General features: G+C 71.3%; 23 protein-coding genes. 15 read left to right on the top strand and 8 right to left on the bottom strand.

Going from position 1 to position 25,593, the window contains the following annotated elements; all coding sequences use genetic code 11:
• Positions 1-62: 62 nt before the first annotated feature.
• From ATC03_RS01250 to ATC03_RS01240, 3 genes are read right to left on the bottom strand one after another with little or no spacing between them, the layout of a single operon-like run.
• The gene (locus ATC03_RS01250; RefSeq protein ID WP_067872150.1) at positions 63-908 is read right to left on the bottom strand and encodes a transglutaminase family protein; all 846 of its coding nucleotides are present in this window, start codon (positions 906-908) and stop codon (positions 63-65) included.
• On the bottom strand, positions 905-1,834 hold the full coding sequence (locus ATC03_RS01245) for an alpha-E domain-containing protein (RefSeq protein WP_067872147.1): 930 nt from the start codon (positions 1,832-1,834) through the stop codon (positions 905-907). Before ATC03_RS01245 ends, ATC03_RS01250 begins: the two co-directional genes overlap by 4 nt.
• On the bottom strand, positions 1,828-3,633 hold the full coding sequence (locus ATC03_RS01240; RefSeq protein ID WP_067872144.1) for a circularly permuted type 2 ATP-grasp protein: 1,806 nt from the start codon (positions 3,631-3,633) through the stop codon (positions 1,828-1,830). Before ATC03_RS01240 ends, ATC03_RS01245 begins: the two co-directional genes overlap by 7 nt.
• Positions 3,634-3,890: 257 nt before the next feature.
• Between ATC03_RS01240 and ATC03_RS01235 the strand changes: the two genes are divergently transcribed.
• Entirely contained in the window at positions 3,891-4,316 is a 426-nt protein-coding gene (locus tag ATC03_RS01235) for a MarR family winged helix-turn-helix transcriptional regulator (protein ID WP_067872141.1), read from the top strand.
• A 5-nt stretch (positions 4,317-4,321) separates the two neighbouring features.
• Entirely contained in the window at positions 4,322-5,854 is a 1,533-nt protein-coding gene (locus ATC03_RS01230; RefSeq protein ID WP_084003662.1) for an MFS transporter, read from the top strand.
• Positions 5,855-5,997: 143 nt separating this feature from the next.
• Here the strand turns inward: ATC03_RS01230 and gdhA are convergent, their stop codons facing one another.
• The 3 genes from gdhA to ATC03_RS01215 form a co-directional block, all read right to left on the bottom strand.
• Positions 5,998-7,356 (bottom strand): NADP-specific glutamate dehydrogenase, encoded by a 1,359-nt coding sequence (gene gdhA, locus ATC03_RS01225; protein WP_067872135.1) that lies wholly within the window; start codon positions 7,354-7,356, stop codon positions 5,998-6,000.
• Positions 7,357-7,494: 138 nt separating this feature from the next.
• Positions 7,495-8,517: a LacI family DNA-binding transcriptional regulator gene (locus ATC03_RS01220; RefSeq protein WP_152030819.1), complete on the bottom strand. Its 1,023-nt coding sequence runs from the start codon at positions 8,515-8,517 to the stop codon at positions 7,495-7,497.
• Positions 8,518-8,707: 190 nt separating this feature from the next.
• Positions 8,708-9,739, bottom strand: coding sequence for a LacI family DNA-binding transcriptional regulator (locus ATC03_RS01215; RefSeq protein ID WP_067881063.1), 1,032 nt, complete (start codon positions 9,737-9,739; stop codon positions 8,708-8,710).
• Positions 9,740-9,933: 194 nt separating this feature from the next.
• Between ATC03_RS01215 and ATC03_RS01210 the strand changes: the two genes are divergently transcribed.
• From ATC03_RS01210 to ATC03_RS01170, 9 genes are all read left to right on the top strand, one after another.
• On the top strand, positions 9,934-11,436 hold the full coding sequence (locus ATC03_RS01210) for a sugar ABC transporter ATP-binding protein (protein WP_067881057.1): 1,503 nt from the start codon (positions 9,934-9,936) through the stop codon (positions 11,434-11,436).
• A 44-nt stretch (positions 11,437-11,480) separates the two neighbouring features.
• Complete coding sequence (locus ATC03_RS01205) at positions 11,481-12,488, top strand: ABC transporter permease (RefSeq protein ID WP_067881060.1); 1,008 nt, start codon at positions 11,481-11,483, stop codon at positions 12,486-12,488.
• Positions 12,488-13,546, top strand: a complete 1,059-nt coding sequence (locus tag ATC03_RS01200) for an ABC transporter permease (RefSeq protein ID WP_067872132.1) — start codon at positions 12,488-12,490, stop codon at positions 13,544-13,546. The genes ATC03_RS01205 and ATC03_RS01200 overlap by 1 nt, the downstream gene beginning before the upstream one ends.
• 63 nt (positions 13,547-13,609) lie before the next feature.
• Positions 13,610-14,644 carry a rhamnose ABC transporter substrate-binding protein gene (gene rhaS, locus ATC03_RS01195; protein WP_067872129.1) on the top strand — a complete coding sequence of 345 codons (1,035 nt, stop codon included), beginning with the start codon at positions 13,610-13,612 and terminating at the stop codon, positions 14,642-14,644.
• 189 nt (positions 14,645-14,833) lie between these two features.
• On the top strand, positions 14,834-15,307 hold the full coding sequence (locus tag ATC03_RS01190; protein ID WP_084003170.1) for an L-rhamnose mutarotase: 474 nt from the start codon (positions 14,834-14,836) through the stop codon (positions 15,305-15,307).
• Positions 15,304-16,470 carry an L-rhamnose isomerase gene (gene rhaI, locus ATC03_RS01185; RefSeq protein ID WP_067872123.1) on the top strand — a complete coding sequence of 389 codons (1,167 nt, stop codon included), beginning with the start codon at positions 15,304-15,306 and terminating at the stop codon, positions 16,468-16,470. Before ATC03_RS01190 ends, rhaI begins: the two co-directional genes overlap by 4 nt.
• A gap of 111 nt (positions 16,471-16,581) precedes the next feature.
• Positions 16,582-17,523, top strand: coding sequence for an alpha/beta hydrolase (locus ATC03_RS01180; protein WP_084003661.1), 942 nt, complete (start codon positions 16,582-16,584; stop codon positions 17,521-17,523).
• Positions 17,520-19,556 (top strand): bifunctional rhamnulose-1-phosphate aldolase/short-chain dehydrogenase, encoded by a 2,037-nt coding sequence (locus ATC03_RS01175; protein WP_067872118.1) that lies wholly within the window; start codon positions 17,520-17,522, stop codon positions 19,554-19,556. The genes ATC03_RS01180 and ATC03_RS01175 overlap by 4 nt, the downstream gene beginning before the upstream one ends.
• Positions 19,553-21,091: a rhamnulokinase gene (locus ATC03_RS01170; protein ID WP_084003168.1), complete on the top strand. Its 1,539-nt coding sequence runs from the start codon at positions 19,553-19,555 to the stop codon at positions 21,089-21,091. The genes ATC03_RS01175 and ATC03_RS01170 overlap by 4 nt, the downstream gene beginning before the upstream one ends.
• A gap of 59 nt (positions 21,092-21,150) precedes the next feature.
• Here ATC03_RS01170 and ATC03_RS01165 read toward each other — a convergent pair whose 3' ends face one another.
• Complete coding sequence (locus ATC03_RS01165; protein WP_067872115.1) at positions 21,151-21,687, bottom strand: hypothetical protein; 537 nt, start codon at positions 21,685-21,687, stop codon at positions 21,151-21,153.
• Positions 21,688-21,720: 33 nt separating this feature from the next.
• Positions 21,721-22,215 (bottom strand): pyridoxamine 5'-phosphate oxidase family protein, encoded by a 495-nt coding sequence (locus ATC03_RS01160; protein WP_067872112.1) that lies wholly within the window; start codon positions 22,213-22,215, stop codon positions 21,721-21,723.
• A 105-nt stretch (positions 22,216-22,320) separates the two neighbouring features.
• On the opposite strand from ATC03_RS01160, the gene ATC03_RS01155 reads away from it, so the two are divergent.
• From ATC03_RS01155 to arr, 4 genes are all read left to right on the top strand, one after another.
• Positions 22,321-22,941, top strand: a complete 621-nt coding sequence (locus ATC03_RS01155; protein ID WP_067881049.1) for a TetR/AcrR family transcriptional regulator — start codon at positions 22,321-22,323, stop codon at positions 22,939-22,941.
• A gap of 178 nt (positions 22,942-23,119) precedes the next feature.
• Positions 23,120-24,043 carry a 2-hydroxyacid dehydrogenase gene (locus ATC03_RS01150; RefSeq protein WP_067872109.1) on the top strand — a complete coding sequence of 308 codons (924 nt, stop codon included), beginning with the start codon at positions 23,120-23,122 and terminating at the stop codon, positions 24,041-24,043.
• Positions 24,044-24,145: 102 nt separating this feature from the next.
• Positions 24,146-25,117 (top strand): serine hydrolase domain-containing protein, encoded by a 972-nt coding sequence (locus tag ATC03_RS01145; protein ID WP_067872106.1) that lies wholly within the window; start codon positions 24,146-24,148, stop codon positions 25,115-25,117.
• A gap of 39 nt (positions 25,118-25,156) precedes the next feature.
• Positions 25,157-25,579 carry an NAD(+)--rifampin ADP-ribosyltransferase gene (gene arr / locus ATC03_RS01140; protein WP_067872103.1) on the top strand — a complete coding sequence of 141 codons (423 nt, stop codon included), beginning with the start codon at positions 25,157-25,159 and terminating at the stop codon, positions 25,577-25,579.
• The last annotated feature ends 14 nt before the right edge of the window (positions 25,580-25,593 follow it).

Raw genomic sequence — 25,593 nt, 5'->3', positions numbered from 1 at the left:
ACGACGGGGTCCGTGCGAATCGCTCGCACGGGCCCCGTCGCTCGCGGGCGGCAGCGTTCGCGTCAGGCGACGCGCGTGATCTCGACCGAGACGAACAGCTCCGAGGCGCCCGGCCCCGCGTAGACGCCTCTGAGCGGAGGCACGTCGCCGTAGTCGCGACCGCGGCCGACGAGCACGTGCCGGTCGCCCACCTCGACGAGGTTCGTCGGGTCGTAGCCGCGCCACTCCCCGGCGAACCACTCGATCCACGCGTGCGATTCGCCGACGACGGTCTGGCCGACGGATGCTCCGGGGTCGGGGTGCAGGTATCCGGAGACGTAGCGCGCGGGGATGCCGGCCGAGCGCAGCGCGCCGAGCGCGACGTGCGCGATGTCCTGGCAGACGCCCTTGCGTTCGGCCCACGCCTCGCCGGCCGTCGAGTGCACGCCCGTGACGCCGCGCATGTACTCCATCGACCCCCCGACGGCACGGCAGATCTCGAGCGCGGTCTCGGTGACATTGCCGCCCTCGGCCACGATCTCGGCCGCGAGCGCGCGCACGTCGTCGGGCGGGTCGGTCTGCCGCGAGCGGCCGGTGGACTCGACGAGCGTCACGGTCGACGCGGCGGCGACCGCGAGCTCGTCCCACCCGAGCTCGGTGCGCGGTGCGGGCGCCGGGTGCACCTCGACGAGGCTCGTCGCCGTCACCGAGAGCTCCTGGTGCGGAGTGAGCACCTCGAACGTCGACACGCGCGTGCCCCAGTAGTCGAGGTACGAGTGCTGGTTCGCGCCGGGCCGGATGTCGAGGCCCGCCTGCATGACGAACTGGTGCCCGTCGGAGTGCGGCAGCATGCGCGCCTCGTTGTACGACGCCGTCGCCGGCTCGGCGTAGGTGAACCCCGTGCGGTGCACGATGCGGATGCGACTCATGAGACCTCTCCGATCCACACGGGAACCACGCTGGTCGGGAAGTACCGCGCCCTGATCGCCTCACTCGTCGACGAGGTCACGGCCTGCAGGTGCTCCATGTGCCCGGTGAGGTCGACGAGGATGTCGCTGATCGGCCGGTACTCGAGCTCCGACCGGATCTGGCCGAGCAGTCGCCTCGCCTGATCGGTCACGCCGACACGGCCGGCACTCGGATCGATCTCGCGAAGCGACTCCTCGGCGCGGATGACGCTCGAGATGATCGACCGCGGGAACAGCCGGTCGAGCAGCAGGAACTCCGCCGCCGACTCGCTCGAGGGCACGCCGCGGTAGCTGCGGAGGTAGGCCTCGTAGCCGCCGCAGCTGCGGAGGATCGTGGTCCAGCTCGGACCGCTCGCCTCGGTGAGCGAGCGGGTGGCGAGCAGCCGGGCGGTCATGTCGGCGCGCTCGATCGCCCGCCCGAGGGCGAAGAAGTGCCAGGCCTCGTCGCGGCTCGTCGCGGAGTCGACGACGCCGATCGCGAGCGCCGAGCGGTCGCGCACCCAGCGGAAGAACTCGTGCGTCTTGTCGCTCGCGACGCGGTGCGGCATGCGCGCGTTCGTGTGGTTCAGCGCCTCCCACAGCTCGGTCGAGACGATCTCGCGGGCGCGCCTGGCGTTCTCGCGGGCGGCCGCGACCGAGTGCGCGATCGACGCCGGGTGCTTGCGGTCGACCGCGAGCAGCGTGATCACGTCGTCGCGGCCGAGCGGCACGTCGCTCTCGGCCTCGCTGCCCATGACGCTCAGCAGGGCGCGGCAGGCGGTGTCCTCGTCGATCCACGGGTCCTCGAGCAGCAGCTGCAGGTGCACGTCGAGGATGCGCGCGGTGCCGTCGCTGCGCTCGATGTAGCGGCCGATCCAGAACAGCGACTCGGCGATGCGGCTCAGCATGATGCGCCCTCCCGACCTTCGATGAGCGGGTGCCGCGGCATCCGCTCGCGCTCCTGTTGCTGTTGCTGTTGCTGTTGCTGTTGCTGTTGCTGTTGGCGCACCGGGGCATCCTCGTCCTGCGGTGACGAGGTGACCGGCGAGGCGGTGCGGGCCTCGCGCGTCTCGCGGGTCTCGCCCACGACGGGGTGCGCGGTCGCGCCGTGCAGGCCGGTCGCCGCCGGGGTGTTCGGCGAGGCCTGGTCGGCCACGAGCGCGCCCGCCGAGCGGTGCGGGGCTCGAGCGCCGTCGACCACGATGGGCAGCCCGCCCGTGTCGAACACGGGCGGCAGGCTGGACTCGAGCACCCAGGTGTCCTTGGATCCGCCGCCCTGGCTCGAGTTCACGACGAGCCGCCCCTCGGGCAGCGCGACGCGGGTGAGTCCGCCCGGCAGCACCCACACCTCGTTGCCGTCGTTCACGGCGAACGGGCGGAGGTCGGCATGCCGGGGGCGCAGGCCGTCCTCGACGAGCGTCGGGATCGTCGAGAGCTGCACCACGGGCTGCGCGATCCAGCCGCGCGGGTCGGCGAGCAGGCGCGTGCGCAGCTCTGCGAGTTCGGCCTTCGAGGCATCCGGTCCGATGACGAGGCCCTTGCCGCCCGAGCCGTCGACCGGCTTCACGACGAGCTCGTCGAGGCGGTCGAGCACCTCGGCGAGCGCCTCGGGCTCCTCGAGGCGCCAGGTGTCGACGTTGGGCAGCACGGGCTCCTCGCCCAGGTAGTAGCGGATCAGGTCGGGCACGTACGTGTAGACGAGCTTGTCGTCGGCGACGCCGTTGCCCACGGCGTTCGCGATGGTGACGTGGCCGAGGCGCGCCGCGAGCATCAGGCCGGGCGCGCCGAGCACCGAGTCGGGCCGGAACTGCTGCGGGTCGAGGAACTCGTCGTCGACCCGGCGGTAGATGACGTCGACGCGGGTGGGGCCCGCGGTGGTGTGCATCCAGACGCGGCCGCCCGAGCAGAACAGGTCGCGGCCCTCGACGAGCTCGACGCCCATGAGCCGCGCAAGCAACGTGTGCTCGTAGTAGGCCGAGTTGTGCACGCCGGGCGTGAGCACGACCACGGTCGGGTCCTCGACGCCGTCGGGCGCGCTCGCCCGCAGCGCCTGGAGCAGTCGGTTCGGGTACTCCCCCACGGGCCGTACGCGCATCGAGGTGAAGAGCTCTGGCAGGGTCTGCGCCATGACCCGGCGGTTCGAGATGACGTAGCTCACGCCGCTCGGCACGCGCACGTTGTCCTCGAGCACCCGCCAGTCGCCCTGCTCGTCGCGGATCAGGTCGATGCCGGCGACGTGGATGCGCACGCCGTTCGCGCTCACGATGCCGGCCGCCTGCCGGTGGTAGTGCGTCGACGAGCTGATCAGCGCTGCCGGGATCACGCCGTCGGCGATCGCGCGCTGCGGCCCGTAGACGTCGGCGAGGAAGGCCTCGAGCGCCCGCACCCGCTGTGCGACGCCCGTCTCGGCGCGCGCCCAGTCGGAGGCCGCGATGACGCGCGGCACCGCGTCGAGTGGGAACGGCCGCTCCTCGCCCGCGAAGTCGAACGTGACGCCCTGCGCGAGGTACGAGCTCGCGAGCGCATCGGTTCGTCCGCGCAGTTCGTCCTGCGACATCCGGGCGAGCGCGGGGTACAGCTCGCGGTAGGGCTCGCGCACCTCGGTGGTGCCGTCGGGGAACATCTCGTCCCACGGCCGCCCCGCGCGCCGCCTGCGCCCGGCGCGGTCGGTGCCCGCGGTGGCATATCCGTCGAAGAGTGTCGCCATGACGAGAGAATTCCACTCCGCGGTTTCCGGGCTGTTTCCATCGTGGGTCGCGCCCGCGCCATCGCGGCGACAACCGACGCCGGTCGAGTCCCGCCGTCGACCGACGCCGGTCGAGTCCCGCCGATCGAGGAGCGAAGAGTCGAGACCAGCGGCCGCGGGTTCGCGTTGTGCGGGGTGGGTCTCGAGACGGCGCTGCGCGCCTCCTCGACCGGCGGGAAGATTTCATTAGCACCGCTAATGAGCTAGGCTAACTATCCATGACCGAACTCCCGGACCAGGCCGCCTCGCAGGTGCGACTCGCGGCCGTGCGCCTCTCGCGCCGCCTGCGCGCGCAGAAGTCCGACGACCGCGTCACCGACAGCCAGATGACCGTGCTCATGCACCTCTCGAAGCACGGCTCGCTGACCCTCTCCGAGCTCGCCGAGGCCGAACGCATCAGCGCCCCCTCGATGAACCGCACGGTCGACTGCCTCGAGACCGACGGGCACGTCATACGCACGCCGGACCCCGTCGATCGCCGCAAGACGAACATCACGGCCACCGACTCGGGCCGCGAGATCGTGGCCGCGACCCTGCACAAGCGCAACGCCTGGCTCACCGAGCGCATGCACGAGCTGACGCCGGCCGAGCGCGCGACGCTGCTCGCGGCATCCGAGATCATGGATCGGATCGCCACGCAGTGAGCGCGATGTTCCGATCGCTCGCGGGCCGCAACTACCGGTTGTGGTTCATCGGCGCCATCGTCTCGAACGTGGGCGGCTGGATGCAGTCGACCACGCAGGACTGGGTCGTGCTCACCGAGCTGACGAACAACAACGCCGCCGCCGTCGGCACCACGATGGCCCTGCAGTTCGGGCCGCAGCTGCTGCTCGTGCCCATCACGGGCGCCGTCATCGACCGCTTCGACCGGCGCAAGGTCCTCATCGTCACCCAGACCGCGCTCATGCTGCTCGCGGTGGGCCTCGGCCTGCTGCTGCTCGGCGGGCACGCGCAGCTCTGGCACCTCTACGCGTTCGCGCTCGCGTTCGGCGTCACGTCGGCATTCGACGCCCCCGCTCGCCAGACGTTCGTCTCCGACCTCGTGAGCGGACCGAACGCGTCGAACGCCGTGGCCCTGAACGCCGCCTCGTTCAACGTGGCCCGTCTGATCGGGCCGGCCGTCGCGGGCGGGCTCATCGTGCTCGTCGGCTCCGGCTGGGTGTTCATCATCAACGCCTTCACGTTCCTCGCGCTCATCGGCGCGCTGCTGGCCATGCGCGAACGCGAGCTCATCAAGCACCCACGCCGGCCGCGCGAGGGCAACGCGCTCGTGCAGGGCTTCCGCTACGTCGCCGGGCGCCCCGACATCGTGATCGTGATGACGATCGTCTTCATCGTCGGCGCGTTCTGCATGAACTTCCCGATCTTCTCGTCGACCATGGCGGTCATGTTCGGCGAGGGCGCCGGCGAGTACGGCATCCTCTCGTCGATCCTCGCGATCGGATCGCTGACGGCCGCGCTGCTCGCCGCCCGCCGCTCGCACGCCCGCCTGCGGGTCGTCATCATCGCGGTCGGCGCGCTCGGCGTCTCGATGGTGGTCGCCTCGCTCATGCCGACGTACGTCACGTTCGCCGCGTCGACCGTGTTCATCGGCTTCTGCACGGTGACCCTGCTCACCACCGCGAACGGGTACGTGCAGACCACGACCGACCCCTCGGTACGCGGCCGCGTCATGGCCCTCTACGTCGCCGTCCTCATGGGCGGCACGCTCATCGGCGCCCCCGTCATCGGCTGGGTCGCGGATGCCGCCGGCCCCCGTTGGGCGATCGCCGCCGGCGCCTTCGCGGCCTTCGTCGCCCTCGCGATCGGCGTCGGCTGGCTCGTCGTCGCTCGCGGACTGCGCATCACCCGTGCGCCCCAGCGCCCGTGGAAGTTCGGCGTCGCGTGGGCCGCGGCCACCGATGCCATCGCCGACGGCGACCGCGTCGCGCTGCCCACCGGCTCGGTCGCCGCCATCACCGACACCGGCCCTGAGGACTTCTCGGAGCAGGTCGCGATGACCTCGCCGATCCGGCTGCCGAAGCTCCCGGGCGGTCGGGCGGATGCCGCGGGGCGGGCGGACGTTCCAGTGCGGCCGGATTCCGCGGGGCGTCTGGATGCCACGGGGCGGACGGACGCCTCGGGCCGGGTGGACCCCGCAGGACGGACGCCCGACACCGCGGACTCGCCGACGCGCCGCTGACGGCCGCCCGCGGCATCCGCCCACCGCCGTGCGAGCGCCGACCGGCCCGCGTCCGCCACCGCACGCCCACGTGATCCGTCGATCCTCGCCCTCGCGATGGCGGCGAAGGGCGGACATCGACGGATCGGCGACCCGCCGCTTCGTCAGATGACGCCGAGCGCGAGCATCGCGTCGGCCACGCGCGTGAAGCCCGCGATGTTCGCGCCGACCACGTAGTCGCCCGGCACGCCGTACTCGTCGGCCGTCGCGGCGGTGCGCTCGTGGATGCCCGCCATGATCTCCGACAGGCGCTCCTCGGTGTGCTCGAAGCTCCACGAGTCGCGCGAGGCGTTCTGCTGCATCTCGAGCGCCGAGGTCGCGACTCCGCCGGCGTTCGCCGCCTTGCCCGGCGCGAAGAGCACGCCGGCCTCGCGCAGCACGCGGATCGCGCCGGGCGTCGTCGGCATGTTCGCCCCCTCGGCGACGGCGACGACTCCCCCGGCGACGAGCTTCACGGCCTGCGCCTCGGAGAGCTCGTTCTGCGTCGCGCAGGGCAGGGCGACGTCGATGCGGTCATCGCTCTCGATGTCCCAGACGGCGGCACCCGGCAGGAACCTCGCCCGGCCGCCGCGCTCGTCGGCGTAGACCGAGATGCGCTCGCGACGGCGCTCCTTGATGTCGCGGAGCAGGTCGAGGTCGATGCCGTCGGGGTCGTGGATCGCGCCCGAGGAGTCGGACGCGCCGACGACGACGCCGCCGAGCGCGTGCACCTTCTCGATCGCGTAGACCGCGACATTGCCCGAGCCCGACACGAGCACGCGCGCGCCGTCGAACGAGCGACCGCGGGTCGCGAGCATGTGCTCGGTGAAGTAGACGGCGCCGTAGCCGGTCGCCTCGGTGCGCACGAGCGATCCGCCCCAGGTGACGCCCTTGCCGGTGAGCACGCCCGACTCGTAGCGGTTGGTGATGCGCTTGTACTGCCCGAACAGGTAGCCGATCTCGCGCGCACCGACGCCGATGTCGCCGGCCGGGACATCCGTGTACTCGCCGATGTGCCGGAAGGCCTCGGTCATGAACGACTGGCAGAACCGCATGATCTCGCCGTCGGAGCGCCCCTTCGGGTCGAAGTCGCTGCCGCCCTTGCCGCCGCCGATGGGCATGCCCGTGAGCGCGTTCTTGAAGACCTGCTCGAACCCGAGGAACTTCACGGTGCCGAGCAGCACCGTCGGGTGGAACCGCAGGCCGCCCTTGTACGGGCCGAGTGCGGAGTTGAACTGCACGCGGAAGCCGCGGTTGATCTGCACGCGACCGTGGTCGTCGACCCACGGCACCCGGAAGATGATCTGCCGCTCGGGCTCGCAGATGCGCTCGAGGATCGAGGCCTGCACGTACTGCGGGTGCTTGTCGAGCACGCGTCCGAGCGAGTCGAACACCTCGCGCACGGCCTGGTGGAACTCCACCTCGCCCGGGTTGCGCTGCAGCGTCGCCGCGTAGACGTCTTCAATGGTGGTGCGGTTCTGCAACGCGCGCCCTTCTGTCGAACGGATGCCGCGTGGTGCCGGTCGCGCGCAGCACTTCCACCCTAGCCAGCACCGAACGCCGTTCGGTTCGTGTGACGTGGGCCCCGCTCGGGCTGCGCTCGGGCCGCGGTCGGGCCGCGGTCAGACTCGCGTGGAGTCCCGCACGACGAGCTCGGGCTGGAAGACGACGTGCTCGCGCACGTGGTCGGAGGCGGTTCCGGATGCCGCGGCGGCGGCCTCCTTCAGCAGCAGGTCGACCGCGGTGTAGCCGATGAGGGTCGCCGGCTGGCGGATCGACGAGAGCGGCACGACGGCCGCGGAGGCGAAGTCGATGTCGTCGTACCCGATCAGCGCAACGTCGTCGGGCACGTGGAGGCCGCCCTGCATGGTGAGCGCCTGGAGCACGCCCATGGCGAGCAGGTCGTTCGCCGCGAAGACGGCGTCGGGTCGCTCGCCGGCGTCGCGTTCGCGCACGATCTCGCCCGCGGCACGACCCTGCAGCACCGTGAGCGAGTCGGTCGGGATCACCTCGAGCGTGGCGTCGGGCTCGCTCGCGACCGCGCGACGGGCCCCCTCGAGACGGTCGGCGACCTGCTGCAGACCCTTGGGCCCGCCGATGAACGCGATGCGGCGTCGGCCGATCTCGAGCAGGTGGCGCACCGCGAGCTCGCCGCCCACGACGTCGTCGACGGCGACCGACGAGAACGCGCGATCGGCGGATTCGCGGTCGACGAGCACGACGGGCGTTCCCCGGTCGCGCAGGCGGGCGAGACGCGGCAGGTCGTCGCTCATCGGCGAGATGAGCACGCCGTGCACGCGCTGCTCCTCGAACAGGTCGAGGTAGGCGCCCTCGCGCGTGGCGTTCTCGTCGCTGTTGCCGAGCAGGATCGTCATACCGTCTTCGGCCGCCCGGTCCTCCGAGCCGCGCGCGACATCCGTGAAGAACGGGTTGCGCACATCGAGCACGACGAGGCCGATGCTGCGGCTGCGGCCGGCCCGCAGTTGCCGGGCGGCGTCGTTGCGCACGAACCCGAGCTGCTCGATCGCGGCCTGCACGCGCTCGACGGTCGCGGGCGCGACGATGTCGGGTCGGTTGAGCACGTTCGAGACGGTTCCGACCGAGACGGATGCCGCGGCCGCGACATCCTTCACACTGACGGCCACCGGACGCCCCTTCCGTTCGCTGCCGCGCCGTGTGCCGGCGCTCCGGCCATGATGTCAGGAATCCTGCGGATCGCGCCGCAGGTGCGCGGGCGACTCGTCGGGAGTTCAGGAGGCTTCGTGCGACACGCCGGCCCGCGGCATCCGATCACCGCGTGTCGGGCCTCGCGTCCTGAATTCGCCACGCCCGCGCTCACCTCGCTGCGGTCGCGGCGGTGGACCTGCGCACGACGAGCTCGGGCAGGAACACCGTCTGGCGCGGGATGAGGTTCGGGTCGGCGGTCTCCTCGAGGAGGATGCGCAGGGCCGTGCGCCCGATCATGCGGCTCGGCTGGCGCATCGACGAGAGCGGCACGGCCGCGGCGCCCGCGAACGGGATGTCGTCGAACCCGATGATCGCGATCTCGTCGGGCACGAGCATGCGGCCGTCGACGACGAGCGCCTGGAGCAGGCCGAGCGCGACGAGGTCGTTCGCGGCGAAGAGCGCGTCGGGGCGGTCGCCGCGGGGCCGCGCGAGGATGCGTGCCCCCGCGACCACGCCGGCCTCGACCGTCGGCGCCTCGGTCGCGACGACCTCGATCTCGACGGGCGTCGCGGCGTTCTCGGCGTTCTCGGCGGCGACCCGCGCGCCGGCGAGGCGGTCGCGCACCTGCTGCATGTCGAACGGGCCGCCGACGAACGCGATGCGGCGGCGGCCGGTGCCGATGAGGTGCTCGACGGCCATGCGGCCGCCCGCGACGCTGTCGACGGAGACCGAGCTGAAGCGCCCGTCGCCGCTGAAGCGGTCGACGAGCACGGCCGGGATGCCGCGGGCGCGCAGCCGCTCCAACCGCGGGTGGATGTCGCCGTACGGCGAGATGAGCACGCCTCGCACCTGCTGCTCCTCGAACAGGTCGAGGTACATGCGCTCGCGCGCGACATCCTCGTCGGTGTTGCCGTGGAGGATCGCGAGGTTGTGGCTGCTCGCCTCGTCTTCGGCGCCGCGCACGACGTCGGTGAAGAACGGGTTCTGGCCGTCGAGGACGACGAAGCCGACCGTCGTCGAGACGCCGGCTCGGAGCTTGCGCGCGGCGTCGTTGCGCACGTAGCCGAGCTGCTCGATCGCGCGGTTCACGCGCTCGACCGAGTCGGGCGACACGTCGCCCGGGCGGTTGAGCACGTTCGACACGGTGCCGACCGAGACGCCGGCGTGCTGCGCGACATCGCGGATGCGCACTCCAGCCATCGCAGCTCCCTTGCCGATCGACCCGTGATCCGTGCGGTCGGCCGTGGCGACTTGACCGCAGGTGAAACGTTCCATACAGTATCCCCTGAATCGTACATGAATCGATTCATCACTGATTCATCACAGACTCACTGATTCACCTCGATGAGGAGGCCATCGTGCAGACGGACACGCCGCAGACGCCGGCGCCGCCCATGCTTGAGCTCTCGCGGGTCGTCAAGTCGTTCGGACCGGTGGTCGCCCTCCGCTCCGGGAGCCTGCGACTCGACTCCGGCTCCATCCACGCGCTCGTCGGCGAGAACGGCGCAGGCAAGTCGACGCTCGTGAAGATCGTCGCCGGCCTCTACCGCCGCGACGCCGGCGAGTTCCGCCTGCGCGGTGACGACGTCGACTTCACGTCGACCGCGCAGTCGAAGGCCGCGGGCATCGCGGTGATCTACCAGGAGCCGACGCTGTTCCCCGACCTCACGGTCACCGAGAACATCTTCATGGGCCGCCAGCCCGTGAACCGCTTCGGGCGCATCGACCGCAAGACCATGCGCCACGAGGCGGAGGCGCTGTTCCAACGGCTCGGCGTGCGCATCGACCCCGAGCGCCCCGCCGAGGGCCTCTCGATCGCCGACCAGCAGGTCATCGAGATCGCCAAGGCCGTCTCGCTCGACGCCCGCGTGCTCATCATGGACGAGCCGACCGCTGCCCTCTCGGGCGTCGAGGTCGATCGGCTGTTCGCCGTCGCACGGAGCCTCCGCGACGAAGGCCGCGCCCTGCTCTTCATCTCGCACCGCTTCGACGAGATCTTCGCGCTCTGCGACACCGTGACCGTCATGCGCGACGGCGCCTACGTCGCCACCACACCCATCGCCGAGACCACGGTCGACGAGATGGTGCGCCAGATGGTCGGCCGCGACGTGACCGAGCTGTTCCCGAAGACCGAGGCCGAGATCGGCGAGCCCCTGCTCGAGGTCGAGGGTCTGACCCGCACGGGCGTCTTCCACGACATCACCTTCACGGTGCGCGCAGGCGAGATCGTCGGCCTCGCCGGACTCGTCGGCGCCGGCCGCAGCGAGGTCGCCCGCGCGGTCTTCGGCGTCGACCCGTACGAGTCCGGCGCGGTCCGGCTCGGCGGCCGAACCCTGCCGCGCAACCGACCCGACCGGGCGATCAGCGCCGGCATCGCCCTCGTGCCCGAGGACCGGCGGAAGGAAGGACTCGTGCTCGAGTCATCCGTCGCCCGCAATCTCTCGCTCGTCATCCGCAACCAGCTCGCGAAGGCCGGAATCATCACGAACGGCGCCGAGAACCGCGCGGCGAGGGTCTGGGCGAGCCGCCTCGAGGTCAAGACGAACGCGCTCAGCACGGTCGCCGGAACGCTCTCGGGCGGCAACCAGCAGAAGGTCGTACTCGGCAAGTGGCTCGCCACCGAGCCGACCGTGCTCATCATCGACGAGCCCACCCGCGGCATCGACGTCGGCACCAAGGCCGAGGTGCACCGCCTGCTCTCGGAACTCGCCGGCAAGGGCATGGGCATCCTCATGATCTCGTCGGAGCTGCCGGAGGTGCTCGGCATGGCCGACCGCGTGCTCGTGATGCGCGAAGGCCGCATCACGGCCGAGATCGACCGCGCCGACGCCACCAGCGAGAACGTCATGTTCGCTGCGACCCACGCCGCGACTCAGACCCCGGGAGCCCACTCGTGACCGCGCCAGCCCCCAGCCCCGCGCCCCCCGCGCCCGCGCCCGCGATCGAGAAGACGGCCGTCACCAAGCGGCTGCAGGCCGTCGGTGCCGCGCGCGAGTTCGGCATCCTGCTCGCACTCGTGATCGTCGTGATCGCGGCGACCGTCGCGAACCCGAACTTCCTCTTCAGCTCCGACGGATGGCGCGACCTGCTGTTGACCCCGTCGATCCTCGTGCTCGTCGCGATCGGCCAGGCGATCGTGCTCATCACACGCAACGTCGACCTGTCGGTCGGCTCGATCCTCGGACTCTCGGCGTACCTGACCGGACGCCTGTTCATCGACATCCCGGGCATCCCGATCCTCGCGGTGTTCGTGGCCGCGATCGTGTTCGGCGGACTGCTCGGGCTCATCAACGGCGCGCTCGTCGCCTACGCCAAGGTGCCCGCCATGGTCATCACGCTCGGCACGCTCTACGCGTACCGCGGCATCAACGTGCTCTGGACCGGCAGCGACCGCGTGAACGCGTCGGACCTGCCGAAGGACTTCCTCGCACTCGGCACCGGCCAGGTGCTGTGGATCCCGATCCTCACGCTCATCGCGATCGTCGTGCTCGTCGTCATCGGCTGGATCATGAAGAACACCCGCAGCGGCCGCGAGTTCTACGCGATCGGCTCCGACCCCGCTGCGGCCGAGCTCTACGGCCTGCGGGTCACGCGCCGCCTGCTCATCGCCTTCGTCTCGTCGGGTGCGCTCGCGGGCCTCGCCGGCGTGCTCTACACGGCCCGCTACGGAACCGTGAACTCGCAGGCCGGCGCAGGCTGGGAGCTCGACGCGGTCGGCGCGGCCGTCATCGGTGGCGTGGCCATCACCGGCGGCGTCGGATCGGTCTGGGGCGCGGCGATCGGCGCCGTGCTGCTGCTGACCATCAACCGCGCCCTGCCCATTCTCGGCATCCCCGACTTCTGGCAGCGCGCCGTGGTCGGCGTGCTCATCATCGGCGCCATCGTGCTCGACCGCGTGCTGGCCGTGCGCCAGAAACGCAAGCTCATCGCGGCCAGGGAGGACGACTGATGACCACCGCAACCGCCTCCACCGCCGCATCCGTGCGCACGTACCGCGACTACGACCGCCCGCTCTGGCAGCGCCTGCTGCTCACTCGCGAGATGGCGATCATCGGCCTGCTCGTCATCGTCGCCGTCGTGGCCACGCTGAGCGTGCGCGGCTTCGGCCAGCCGATCACCCTGACCTACCTGATCCTCGACGTCACGCCGATCCTGCTGATCGCACTCCCGATGACGCTCATCATGATCACGGGCGAGATCGACCTCTCGGTCGCGAGCGTCGTCGGCCTGTCGAGCGTGCTCATCGGCGTGCTGACGCAGGCCGGCGCGCCGTTCGAACTCGCGATCGTCGTGGCGCTCGTCGCCGGCGCGATCGCCGGCGCCGTCAACGGGTTCCTCGTGACGGTCGTGGGCCTGCCCTCGCTCGCGGTCACGATCGGCACGCTCGCGCTCTACCGCGGGCTCGCGGTCGGCCTGCTCGGCACGACGGCCGTGACCGACTTCCCCGAGTTCTGGACCGACCTCGCGAAGATGAAGCTCGGCGGCTCGAACGTGCCGGCCGTGCTGCTGCTCTTCCTCGTGCTGCTCGTGGTGTTCGTCGTGCTGCTGCACTTCACGCCGTTCGGCCGGGGCATCTACGCGATCGGCCTCTCGAAGACTGCCGCCCGGTTCTCGGGTGTGCACGTCGAGCGCACGAAGCTCGTGCTGTTCGTGCTCTCGGGCACGATCGCCGCACTCGCGGGCGTCTACTACACGCTCCGCTTCGGCAGCGCCCGCGGCGACAACGCGACCGGCCTCGAGCTGCAGGTCATCGCGGCGGTCGTGCTCGGCGGGGTCTCGGTCTTCGGCGGTCGCGGCGCGATCCACGGCGTCATCGCCGGCGTGCTGCTGATCGGCATCCTCGCGAGCGCCCTGCGTCTCGCGAACGTCACCTCCGACGTCATCAACATCATCACCGGAGTGCTGCTCGTGGCCTCCGTGGTGTCCAACAGCTTCCTGGCCTGGCTGCGTACGAAACGCAGGGCACCAGGGGGAACCGCGCGCGCGAAGGCTTCCGCAGCAGGGTGACCGCCCGCGCACGCGTGTCGATGCGATCACCCATCGACCATCACCGATGAAGGGAAAACAACGATGTTTCACAAGAAGTCCCGCGCAGCGGCCATGGCCGCACTCGCGGTGAGCGTCGCACTCATCGCGACCGGCTGCGCCGCAGGCGACTCCGGCTCCGGCGGAGGCGAGGGCGGCGACAGCGGCAACCTCGCCATCACGTTCCTGCCGAAGAACCTGGGCAACCCGTACTTCGACACCTCGTCGTCGGGCGCGAAGGAGGCCATCGGCGAGTTCGACGGCACCTTCGCCGAGGTCGGCCCCGCCGAGGCCACGCCCGACGCGCAGGTGAGCTACATCAACACGCTCACCCAGCAGGGCGTCGGTGCGATCGCCGTCTCGGCGAACGACCCCGAGGCCATCTGCGACGCGCTGAACGAGGCTCGCGACGCCGGCGTGAAGGTCGTCACGTTCGACTCCGACACGAACCCCGACTGCCGCGACCTGTTCATCAACCAGGCCGATGCGGAGGGCATCGCCAAGGTGCAGGTCGACCTCATCGCCGACCAGATCGGCGGCGCCGGCGAGATCGCGATCCTCTCGGCATCCGCCAACGCGACGAACCAGAACGCCTGGATCGAGATGATGGAGGAATACCTCGCGAGCGACTACCCCGACATCACGCTCGTCGAGACCGTCTACGGCGACGACGACGACCAGACGTCGTTCGACAAGACCGCGGCGCTGCTGCAGACCCACCCCGACCTGAAGGGCATCATCTCGCCCACGACGGTCGGCATCGCAGCCGCGGCGCGCTACCTCTCGACCTCGGAGTACAAGGGCAAGGTCGCGCTGACCGGTCTCGGCACGCCGAACCAGCTGCGCGAGTACGTCGAGGACGGCACGATCACCGCGTTCGCGCTGTGGAACCCGGCCGACCTCGGCTACCTCACCGCCTACGCGGCGAAGGCGCTCATCGAGGGCGACATCACGGGCGCCGAGGGCGACACGTTCGACGCCGGCAAGCTCGGCGAGTACACGGTCGGCGCCGACGGCGTCGTGCTGCTCGGCGACCCGTTCGAGTTCAACGCCGACAACATCGCGGACTTCGATTTCTGATCGGATGTCGCACCCGAGGCCCGGCGGCGGTTCACCCCGCCGGGCCTCGGCCGTCTCCGGGCGTTTGCACGGGCGAACCGCTCGGCCGCCACTCGCCCGGAGGGGGTAAGCGTATTCCCGTTGCGCTCGCCCCGAGTCCCGTGTAGAGTCTTGAAACGATTCATAACCCAATCAGGACGGAGACGCTCGATGACGAGCCAGCGCGACGCAGCAGAACGCGTCTGCTTCCAGCTGCAGGTCGACCCCGCCCGCCTCGACGAGTACCGCGAGCGCCACGCCGCCGTCTGGCCCGAGATGCTCCGCGCGATCGCGGACTCCGGCCGCCGCAACTACTCGCTCTACCTCCGCGCCGACGGCCTGCTCATCGGCGTCTACGAGTCCGACGACGACGCGGCCTCGCAGCGCGCGCTCGAGAACGACCCGCGCACCGCGGCCTGGGAGGCCGAGATGGCGGAGTTCTTCGTCTCGCTCGACGGCTCGCGCCCCGACCAGGGCGCTCCGCGCCTCGCCGAGGTGTTCAACCTCGAAGACCAGCTCGCGGCCCTCGACGCCGAGCCCGCGGCATCCGTCGCAGACGCCGGCCACCCGGCATCCGTCGCCCCTCAGACCCCCACCGACCACGCGGCATCCGTCGCTCCCATCGCAGAAAGCAGCAACTCGTGAGCATCTTCTCCGCAGACCAGCTCGCCCAGCTCGAGCAGCAGGCCATCGAACTGCCCAGCTGGGCGTTCGGCAACTCGGGCACCCGCTTCAAGGTGTTCGCGACCGCGGGCACCCCGCGCGACCCCTACGAGAAGATCGCGGATGCCGCGCAGGTGCAGAAGTTCACGGCCCTGGCGCCGACGGTCGCGCTGCACATCCCGTGGGACAAGGTCGACTCCTACGACGACCTGCGCGAGCACGCCGAGGGCCTGGGCGTGCAGCTCGGCACGATCAACTCGAACACCTTCCAGGACGACGACTACAAGTTCGGCGCCCTCACCCACGAAGACGCCGGAGTGCGCCGCAAGGCGATCGACCACCACCTCGAGTGCATCGACATCATGCACGCCACGGGGTCGCGCGACCTCAAGATCTGGCTCGCCGAGGGCTCGAACTACCCCGGCCAGGCCGACCTGCGCGGCCGCCAGGACCGCCTGCACTCCTCGCTCGCCGAGATCTACGCGCGCCTCGGCGACGAGCAGCGGCTCGTGCTCGAGTACAAGTTCTTCGAGCCGGCGTTCTACCACACCGACGTTCCCGACTGGGGTACGAGCTACGCCCAGGTGGCCGCGCTCGGCGACAAGGCGATGGTCTGCCTCGACACGGGCCACCACGCGCCGGGCACGAACATCGAGTTCATCGTCATGCAGCTGCTGCGCCTCGGCAAGCTCGGCTCGTTCGACTTCAACTCGCGCTTCTACGCCGACGACGACCTCATCGTGGGCGCCGCCGACCCGTTCCAGCTGTTCCGCATCATCTACGAGGTGATCCGCGGCGGCGGCCTGAACAACCCAGACGTCGCGTTCATGCTCGACCAGTGCCACAACGTCGAGGACAAGGTTCCCGGCCAGATCCGCTCGGTGCTGAACGTGCAGGAGATGACGGCGCGCGCGCTGCTCGTCGACGCGGAGGCACTCGCCGCCGCCCAGCGCAGCGGAGACGTGCTCGAGGCCAACCGCGTGTTCATGGACGCCTTCTACACCGACGTGCGCCCGGCCCTGGCCGAGTGGCGCGAGTCGCGGGGCCTCCCCGCCGACCCCATGAAGGCCTTCGCCGAGTCGAGCTACCTCGCGCAGATCGCGGCCGACCGCGTCGGCGGCGTGCAGGCCGGCTGGGGGGCCTGACCCGATGACCGCGATCCGTCGATCTTCGTCCTGTTCCGTTCACGGCAGGGCGAAGATCGACGGATCGACACCTTTGACGAGACCACGCAGATGAAGAAGGAGGGTGAACGGATGTCCCAGCTGACCGAACCGTACGGCGCGGCCGACGGGCTGGTCCGGGTGTACCCGGCGGATGCCGCGGCGCACGTTCCCCCCGGCTCACCCGCGTCCGCCTCCCCCGCGTCCGCCTCACCGGCGCTCGCCTCACCCGTGCCGGCCGCGCCGGCGCTGGTCTGGGCGCACGGCGGCGGCTTCGCGGCCGGCGACCTCGACATGCCCGAGGCCGATTGGGTCTCGCGCACGCTCGCCGCGCGCGGTGTGACGGTGGTGTCGGTCGACTACCGGCTCGCCGTCGACGATGCCGGACGGTATCCCGCCGGCTCCGACGACCTGCTCGCCGCCTGGGCCTGGACCCTCGAGCACGCCGATGAGCTCGGCATCGACTCAGCGCGCATCGTCGTCGGCGGCGCGAGCGCGGGCGCGAACCTCGTGACCGGCGCGGTGCTGCGACTGCTGGGCCACGCCCCCGCCGCGTCCGGCGCAGTGCCGGCCGGCGTCTTCCTCGCGTATCCGACGCTGCTCGCCGTGCAGCCCGCACCGGATGCCGCGCTCCGGGCGCTCCTCGATGCGAACCCCGTCGCCGACCGCTTCGGGCCGACCGTCGTGCGGGCCATGTACGAGGCCTACCTCGGACGCCCGATCGACGGGGCGCCCCTGACCGCCGAGCCCGGCCGTGCCGCGGCCTCCGACCTCGCGGGATTCCCGCCCGTGCTCATGATCAACGGCGAGGCCGACGAGTTGCGCGTCTCGGGCGAACTGTTCGCCGCGACCCTCGTCGAGGCCGGCGTCGACACCACGTGCGTCACCGAGCCCGGAACCCAGCACGGGCACCTGAACCGACCGGGCGAGCCCGCGGCATCCGCCTCGATCGAGCGCGTCGTGCGCTGGATCGCCGGCCTCGCCGAGCCCACCCACCAGACCACCCTCCGCACCACCGAAGGAATCACCTCATGACGAACCAGGCTGCAGCCGACCTCATCGCGCGGTCGAACCGCCTCGGCGCCGACCCGAAGAACACCAACTACGCCGGCGGCAACACGTCGGCCAAGGGCACCGAGACCGACCCGGTCACCGGCGAGCCCGTCGAGCTCATGTGGGTCAAGGGCTCGGGCGGCGACCTCGGCACGCTCACCGAGCCGGGCCTCGCGGTGCTGCGCCTCGACCGCCTGCGCGCGCTCGTCGACGTGTACCCGGGCCTCGAACGTGAAGACGAGATGGTCGCGGCGTTCGACTACACGCTGCACGGCAAGGGCGGCGCGGCGCCGTCGATCGACACGGCCATGCACGGCCTCGTCGACGCGGCGCACGTCGACCACCTGCATCCCGACTCGGGCATCGCGATCGCGACGGCGGCCGACGGCGAGGAGCTGACGCAGAAGATCTTCGGCGACCGGGTCGTGTGGGTGCCGTGGCGCCGCCCCGGCTTCCAGCTCGGGCTCGACATCGCGGCGATCAAGGCTGAGAGCCCGCAGGCGATCGGCTGCATCCTCGGCGGCCACGGCATCACCGCCTGGGGCGACACGTCGGAGGAGACCGAGGCGAACTCGCTCTGGATCATCGACACCGCCGCGGCCTACATCGCCGAGCACGGCGCCGCCGAGCCGTTCGGGCCCGTCGTCGACGGCTTCGAGCCGCTCGAGGCAGGCGAGCGCCGCGCGAAGGCCGCCGCCCTCGCCGCCACGATCCGCGGTCTCGCGAGCCACGACAAGCCCATGGTCGGCCACTTCACCGACGCTCCCGAGGTGCTCGAGTTCCTCTCCCGCGCGAAGTCGGGCGAGCTCGCGGCCCTCGGCACGAGCTGCCCCGACCACTTCCTGCGCACGAAGGTCAAGCCCATGCTGCTCGACCTGCCGGCGTCGGCGAGCATCGAGGATTCCGTGGCCCGCCTGACAGAACTGCACGAGGCCTACCGCGCCGACTACCGCGCCTACTACGACGCCCACGCGACGCCCGAGAGCCCCGCGATCCGCGGCGCAGACCCGCTCATCGTGCTCGTGCCCGGCGTCGGCATGTTCAGCTACGGCGCGAACAAGCAGACCGCGCGCGTCGCCGGCGAGTTCTACGTCAACGCCATCAACGTCATGCGCGGAGCCGAGGCACTCTCGACGTACTCCCCCATCAGCGACGCCGAGAAGTTCGCGATCGAGTACTGGGCGCTCGAAGAGGCCAAGCTGCAGCGCATGCCGAAGCCGAAGCCGCACGCGGGCCGCATCGCGCTCGTGACGGGCGCGGCATCCGGCATCGGCAAGGCCATCGCGACCCGGCTCGCCGCCGAGGGCGCGTGCGTCGTCATCGCCGACCTCGACCTCGACAAGGCCCAGGCCGCTGCGGCCGAACTCGGGAACACGGATGTCGCGATCGGAGTGCAGGCGAACGTCACCGACGGCGCCGCGATCCAGCGCGCGATCGACGACGCCGTGCTCGCGTTCGGCGGCCTCGACCTCGTCGTGAACAACGCTGGACTCAGTCTGTCGAAGCCGCTGCTCGAGACCACCGAGGCCGACTGGGACCTCCAGCATGACGTCATGGCCAAGGGCTCGTTCCTCGTCTCGAAGGCCGCGGCGAAGGTGCTCATCGAGCAGGGCCTCGGCGGCGACATCATCTACATCTCCTCGAAGAACTCGGTCTTCGCCGGCCCGAACAACATCGCCTACTCGGCGACGAAGGCCGACCAGGCCCACCAGGTGCGGCTGCTCGCGGTCGAGCTCGGCGAGTACGGCATCAAGGTCAACGGCATCAACCCCGACGGCGTCGTGCGCGGCTCGGGCATCTTCGCGAGCGGCTGGGGCGCCAACCGCGCGAAGACCTACGGCATCGAGGAGGAGGACCTCGGCAAGTTCTACGCCCAGCGCACGATCCTCAAGCGCGAGGTGCTGCCCGAGCACGTCGCGAACGCCGTCATCGTGCTCACCGGCCCCGAGCTCAGCCACACGACCGGCCTGCACATCCCCGTCGACGCGGGCGTCGCGGCGGCATTCCTGCGATGAGCGATCGTCCTGCTGAGGACGGTTCGGGCACTGGAGGACGCGCCGAACCGTCCTCCAGCGCGCGTACCGACCTCCATCGCGGACGCACCCGAGGTGCGGGCACCGTCGCGGCGGTCGACCTCGGAGCGACGAGCGGACGCGTCATCCTGGGCCGCGTCGACCAGCGGGCGGGCACCCTCGACCTCGAGCACGTCGCCCGGTTCCCGAACGGCCCGGTGCGCCTCGCGTCGGGCCTGCACTGGGATTTCACGGGCCTGTACCGCGACCTGACGGCAGGTCTCGCCGACGCGTTCCGACGCGAGACGTCGGTCGCCTCGATCGGCATCGACTCGTGGGCGGTCGACTATGGCCTGCTGCGCGGTGACCGCCTGCTCGGCGAGCCGTTCCACTACCGCGACGAACGCAACGCGGCCGCGGTCGACGGCGTGCACGCGATCGCGCCGTTCGCCGAGCTCTACCGACGCAACGGCCTGCAGTTCCTGCCGTTCAACACGGTGTACCAGCTCGCGGCCGAGCGCGCTGCGCCCGACGGGAGCGACGGATGCCTCGGGCTCGCCGACTCCCTCCTGCTCGTGCCCGACCTCATCGCGTTCCAGCTCACGGGCCGGCGTGTCGCGGAGCGCACGAACGCCTCGACGACCGGACTCGTGGGCGTGCACACCGGGGAGTGGGACGACGAGCTCATCGAGCGGCTCGGGTTCCCGGCATCCGTCTTCGCACCCATCGTCGCCCCCGGCGACTCGCTCGGCGCCCTGCGGCCGGCGGTCGCCGCGCAGCTCGGTGCCCCGGCGGGCGTCGAGGTCGTCGCGGTCGGCTCGCACGACACCGCCTCGGCGGTCGTGGCCGTGCCGATGAACCCCGAGTCGGCGGCCTACATCTCATGCGGCACCTGGGGCCTCGTGGGCGTCGAGCTCGAGCATCCGGTGACGACGGATGCCGCGCGCGACGCGAACTTCACGAACGAGGCCGGGGTCGACGGGCGCGTGCGGTTCCTGCACAACGTCATGGGCCTCTGGCTGCTCTCGGAGTCGGTTCGCTGGTGGGAGCGGGATGGCGAGGCGATCGACCTGACGCAGCTGCTCGCGGCCGCGGCATCCGTCACCGCGCCGGTCGCCGTGTTCGACGCGGACGACGCCCGGTTCATGGCGCCGGGCGACCTGCCGGGCCGCATCGCGGAGTGGTGCGCCGAGCACGGCGTGCCGGCGCCGCAGACGCGCGCCGAGTTCGCCCGCTCGATCATCGAGTCGCTCGCCGAGGCGTTCGCCGCGACCGTGCGGCAGGCGTCCGTGCTCTCGGGCGTCGACGTCGAGACGATCCACGTCGTCGGCGGCGGCGCGCTCAACGAGCTGCTCTGCCGCCGCACGGCCGAACGCTCGGGCCTGCCCGTGCTCGCGGGCCCGGTCGAGGCGACCGCGATCGGCAACGTGCTCGTGCAGGCGCGTGCGCAGGGCTTCGCGAGCGGTTCGCTCGAGGACCTGCGCGCGCTCGTCGCATCCGCGTTCGCGCCGCGGAGGTACGAGCCGTCCGCTCGCTGATCGACGGCTCGGCGTCCGGCTCGGCCCGGCGTCCGGCTCGGCTCGGCGTCCGGCTCGGCTCAGTGCCCGTGCGCGGCGAGCTGGATCAGCACCACGCTGAGTCCGACCGCCATCAGCGTCGCGAGCGCGATCAGTTGCTTCCACCACGGCGCATTCGTGCGACGCACGCCGAGGTAGGCGATCACGCCGAGCGTCACGACGTAGACGATCGAGACGATGCGGAGCGCGGTGTCGAGTTCGACGATGCCGAACACGGCGAGCACGAGCACCACGACCGGCACGCCGGCCGATGCCAGTGCCGACGCCGCGATGCGCAGCATGATGCGCACCTCGTGCCCGACGGGGAAGCGCGCGTGCACCGACAGGAACGAGATGACGTCGGCCGCGAGGCCGGCCGCGGTGATCGCGATGATGCCGACGGCGAGCTCGACGATGACCCGCACGGGCTCGAGGTGGTCGACGTTCGTGAGCTGCACGAGCACGATCGCGAGCCCGGTGAAGGTCGCGTAGACGCGCTCTTTCAGGGCCTCGGCGACCACGTTCTGGTGCGGCACCTCGTCGTGCATGCCCTCGGCCCCGCCCCCCGCGTCACTCATGAGCGCAACGGTACCAGCCGCCGCGCGCCGTGATCAGGCGGTGACGGATGCCGCGCGCACGCGCCCTGCGGCCGCTTCAGCGTCGCGCATGCCGAGCGCCGACACGCCCACGCCATAGGTGACGAAGTCGCCGGTCGGCCGCACGCTCACGCCGACGATGACGCCGTGCGCTCCGCCGTCGCTGACCTCCAGGTCGTCGAGCAGGGTGCTCCGCACGTGGTCGGGCATGGCCGCGAGCGGCACCACCTCGGCGTCGCCGGCGAACGTGACGGTTGCGGCCGGGATCCTGATCCACGGCATCAACGGCACCCGCTTGGCCACCGGAACGGTCACCGAGACGTTCGGGTTCGCGACGATGTGCCGGGTCTTCCACGCGAGGTCGTGACTGGTGAACCAGATGCGGTCGTCATGCACGGCGTGCATGACGCCGGCGGTGCGCGATTCGCCGCGAGCGGTCACCATCCCGATGACCATGAAGTTCTGCCCGGCGATGGCCTTCCAGACCTCGCCGTACGTGATGTCGACCATGAGCTGCTCCAATCGCTTTACAATGTAAAGCGAGCGTACGAGCGAGGGCTTTACATTGTCAAGCGCTTGCCCGGATCCGGTTCGAGAACCACGATGGAAGGCACGATGTCCGACACGATCCCCGTCAAGGCCGCACCCGGCGCACCCGGCCGCGCAGCACTGCTCCGAGCCATGGAGGAGCTCGCTCGCGAGCAGGGCATCAACAGCGTCGGACTCCGCGAGGTCGCCCGACGTGCCGGGCTCTCCCACGCCGCGCCGACCCACTACTTCGGCAGCCGCGAGGGCATGATCCGCGCCCTCGCGCTCGAGGGACTCGCCCTGCTCGACGACGAGCTGTGCGCCGCGCAGGAGCGATCGGCGCACCTGCCCGGCCGCGAACGGCTCGTCGCGGACTCGCTCGAATTCGTGGCCTTCGCCCAGCGCAACCCGGCGCACTTCGACGCGATGTTCCGCACCCCGAGCATCGCCCGCGGCGACGAGACGCTCGATCGCGCCCGACTCGCGGCACTCGGCGGCCTGCGCGCGCTCGTCGTCGAGGTGCACGAGCACGGAGACATCCGGGGCGACGTCGAGAGCACCTTCCTGCAGCTCTGCGCCATGAGCCACGGCATCGCGTCGCTCGCGGTCGACGGCGTGCTGCACGGCTTCGACGAGATCGCGCCGAGCGACGAGGCCATGGGCGTGGCCGAGCGCATCATCCGCGCCCAGGTCGAGCAACTGCCGTGATCCGCGCCCGTCGGGTCGTCCCGTCGGCCGACCGCGCCGTGCAGGAGCTTCGGTCCCATCCCCTGCCCACAGCGGGGATGCCGCCTCAACTCCTGCGTCTGCGCGCGACCCCCACGACCCGCCGGTCACGATCCCCGATCGAGCGGATGCCGCGGCATCCGCCTGAGAGGATCGATGCATGACCGATCGACTGCTCGTGTCCCTGCCCGGCGCCACCCTCCGCGACGCGATCGGTCCGTTGCCCGAGGGCGTCGACGTGGTGCTGTGGGATCTCACCGGCCCCGCCCCGGCCGCGCACCTCGACCTCGTCGTGCCGCCGTACATGGGCGCCTCGGCGAAGCTCGGCGCGCTCGATGGCGTCACGACGCGGCTCGTGCAGTCGCAGTCGATCGGCTACGACGACGTCGCCGAGGTGCTGCCGCCGGGCCACGTCTACGCGAATGCGGCCTCGGTGCACGAGACCTCGACGGCCGAGTTGACCCTCGCACTCGTGCTCGCGGCCCAGCGCGGCATCCCCGACTTCGTGCGCTCGGCGGGCGAGGGCCGCTGGGCGCCCGCCCGGCACGCGAGCGTCGCCGACCGCCGGGTGCTGCTCGTCGGATACGGCGGCGTCGGGCAGGCGATCGAGCAGCGGCTGCTGCCCTTCGAAGTCGAGGTCACGCGCGTCGCGAGCAGGGCCCGCGACGACGAGCGCGGCCGCATCCACGGCATCGACGAACTGCCCGGACTGCTGCCCCTCGCCGAGATCGTCATCGTGGGCGTTCCGCTGACGGATGCCACGACCGACCTCGTCGACGCCGACTTCCTGTCGGCGCTGCCCGACGGCGCGCTCGTCGTGAACATCGCCCGCGGCAAGGTCGCCGACACGGCGGCGATCCTGGCGGAGGCGACATCCGGCCGCCTCCGCTTCGCGCTCGACGTCACCGACCCCGAGCCGCTGCCCCTCGGCCACCCGCTCTTCACGCTGCCGAACGTGCTCGTCTCCCCGCACGTGGGCGGCGCGTCCACCGCGATGATGCCCCGCATGGCGCGCCTCGTGCGCGACCAGGTCGAGCGGATGCTGCGGGGCGACGAGCCGCGCAACGTGGTGCTGCGCACCTGAGCCGCCCGCGGCATCCGCCCCACCGCCCCTCCGTCGACCCGTTCCGCGCATCGCCCGACCGGCCCGCCTGCCCGGCCGCCGCCGCCGCCCCGAGAGGACCTCATGCCCTACTTCGACCACGCCTTCGACTGGGCCCGCCGCAACGTCGAGGACGGCCCGCTGCCGTCGGCGGTGCTCGGGGTCGCGACCGGTGACGGCATCGTCGCGCTCGAGGCGTTCGGCGGGGCATCCGTCGACGACCACTACCCGCTGTTCTCGATCACGAAGCCGATCGTGGGCCTCGCCGCGCTGCACCAGGTCGAGCGGGGCCTGCTCACGCCCGACACTCCGCTCACCGAGGCCGTGCCGGAGTTCGGCGCAGGCCGCGACGACGTCGTGCGGCTGCGGCACCTCGTGAGCCACGCGTCGGGCATCGTCGAGCCGCCCATGGACGACGTTCGGGGGCTGCGCCCCGGACTGCTCGCGCCCGGGCGCGACTTCGCCGCGGGCACCGCGAGCCGCTACTCGACCATCGCCTTCGCGGGCGTCGCAGCGCTCATCGAGCACGCCTCCGGCGCCCCGTGGGAGCGAGCGGTCGACGCCGTCGGCGCGCGTGTCGGTGCCTCGGGTTTCACGTTCGACGCCGCGGCGAGCCGGCACGCGCCCGTCGACGCCGACTCGCAGGGCCTCGACTATGCGAGATTCGCCGCCCTGCGGCATCCGGGAGCCGGACTTCTCGGCCGAGCCGAAGACCTGCTGGCCGTCGGCAGCGCGCTGCTGCGCGACGACGGCGCGCTCGTCTCGCAGGCCGCGCACGCCGCGATGCTGCGACCGCTGACCGTCGGCGTCCCGAAGCTCGAGCCCTACCCCGCGTCGCGCGGGCAGGACTGGGGCTTCGCGTGGAACCTTCGCCATTCGGCGCCCAGCCTGCTCACGACCGACACCTACGGGCATGGCGGCTGGGCCGGCACCGAGTTCTGGATCACGCCGTCGCTCGGCATCTGCTTCGTGCTGCTCACGAACGTCGGCGGCGGCTACGGCCGGTTCGGCCTCGACGGCGACCGACTGCACAACGCGGTCGCCGCCGGGGCCTGACCACTGGGATTCCCGAGGTCGGGCGCCTAGGCTGTCGCCGTGAATCGCGCACTGGACTCTGGACCGTTCTTCCACGGCACGACCGCCGAGCTCCGCGTCGGAGACCTCTTCACGGCGGGGCGCCCGTCGAACTACCGGCCCGAGGTCGTGATGAACCACGTCTACTTCACCGCGCTCCGCGACGGGGCCGGCCTGGCCGCCGAACTCGCCGTCGAGCTCGCTCACGGCCACGGCTCCCCGCACGTCTACGAGGTCGAACCGACCGGAACGTTCGAGAACGACCCGAACGTGACCGACCAGAAGTTCCCGGGCAATCCCACCCGTTCGTACCGCAGCAGCGAGCCGCTCAGGGTGATCGGCGAGGTCCACGATTGGACCAGGCTCTCCCCCGAGGCGCTCCAGGCCTGGCGCGACCGCCTGGCGGCGCTCGCGGCCGATGAACAGGCCCAGATCATCAACTGACGGAGTGATGCGGA

The sequence above is a fragment of the Agromyces aureus genome, from assembly GCF_001660485.1.
Taxonomy (GTDB): domain Bacteria; phylum Actinomycetota; class Actinomycetes; order Actinomycetales; family Microbacteriaceae; genus Agromyces; species Agromyces aureus.
The sequence above is the reverse complement of the archived record's forward strand: the minus strand, read 5'-3'. Positions and strand labels throughout refer to the sequence as shown.

Coding starts and splice junctions, on each gene's coding strand:
- ATC03_RS01250 (WP_067872150.1), bottom strand. CDS start 908: ATGAGTCGCATCCGCATCGTGCACCGCACGGGGTTCACCTACGCCGAG.
- ATC03_RS01245 (WP_067872147.1), bottom strand. CDS start 1,834: ATGCTGAGCCGCATCGCCGAGTCGCTGTTCTGGATCGGCCGCTACATC.
- ATC03_RS01240 (WP_067872144.1), bottom strand. CDS start 3,633: ATGGCGACACTCTTCGACGGATATGCCACCGCGGGCACCGACCGCGCC.
- ATC03_RS01235 (WP_067872141.1), top strand. CDS start 3,891: ATGACCGAACTCCCGGACCAGGCCGCCTCGCAGGTGCGACTCGCGGCC.
- ATC03_RS01230 (WP_084003662.1), top strand. CDS start 4,322: ATGTTCCGATCGCTCGCGGGCCGCAACTACCGGTTGTGGTTCATCGGC.
- ATC03_RS01215 (WP_067881063.1), bottom strand. CDS start 9,739: ATGGCTGGAGTGCGCATCCGCGATGTCGCGCAGCACGCCGGCGTCTCG.
- ATC03_RS01210 (WP_067881057.1), top strand. CDS start 9,934: ATGCTTGAGCTCTCGCGGGTCGTCAAGTCGTTCGGACCGGTGGTCGCC.
- ATC03_RS01200 (WP_067872132.1), top strand. CDS start 12,488: ATGACCACCGCAACCGCCTCCACCGCCGCATCCGTGCGCACGTACCGC.
- rhaS (WP_067872129.1), top strand. CDS start 13,610: ATGTTTCACAAGAAGTCCCGCGCAGCGGCCATGGCCGCACTCGCGGTG.
- ATC03_RS01190 (WP_084003170.1), top strand. CDS start 14,834: ATGACGAGCCAGCGCGACGCAGCAGAACGCGTCTGCTTCCAGCTGCAG.
- ATC03_RS01180 (WP_084003661.1), top strand. CDS start 16,582: ATGTCCCAGCTGACCGAACCGTACGGCGCGGCCGACGGGCTGGTCCGG.
- ATC03_RS01175 (WP_067872118.1), top strand. CDS start 17,520: ATGACGAACCAGGCTGCAGCCGACCTCATCGCGCGGTCGAACCGCCTC.
- ATC03_RS01170 (WP_084003168.1), top strand. CDS start 19,553: ATGAGCGATCGTCCTGCTGAGGACGGTTCGGGCACTGGAGGACGCGCC.
- ATC03_RS01165 (WP_067872115.1), bottom strand. CDS start 21,687: ATGAGTGACGCGGGGGGCGGGGCCGAGGGCATGCACGACGAGGTGCCG.
- ATC03_RS01160 (WP_067872112.1), bottom strand. CDS start 22,215: ATGGTCGACATCACGTACGGCGAGGTCTGGAAGGCCATCGCCGGGCAG.
- ATC03_RS01155 (WP_067881049.1), top strand. CDS start 22,321: ATGTCCGACACGATCCCCGTCAAGGCCGCACCCGGCGCACCCGGCCGC.
- ATC03_RS01150 (WP_067872109.1), top strand. CDS start 23,120: ATGACCGATCGACTGCTCGTGTCCCTGCCCGGCGCCACCCTCCGCGAC.
- ATC03_RS01145 (WP_067872106.1), top strand. CDS start 24,146: ATGCCCTACTTCGACCACGCCTTCGACTGGGCCCGCCGCAACGTCGAG.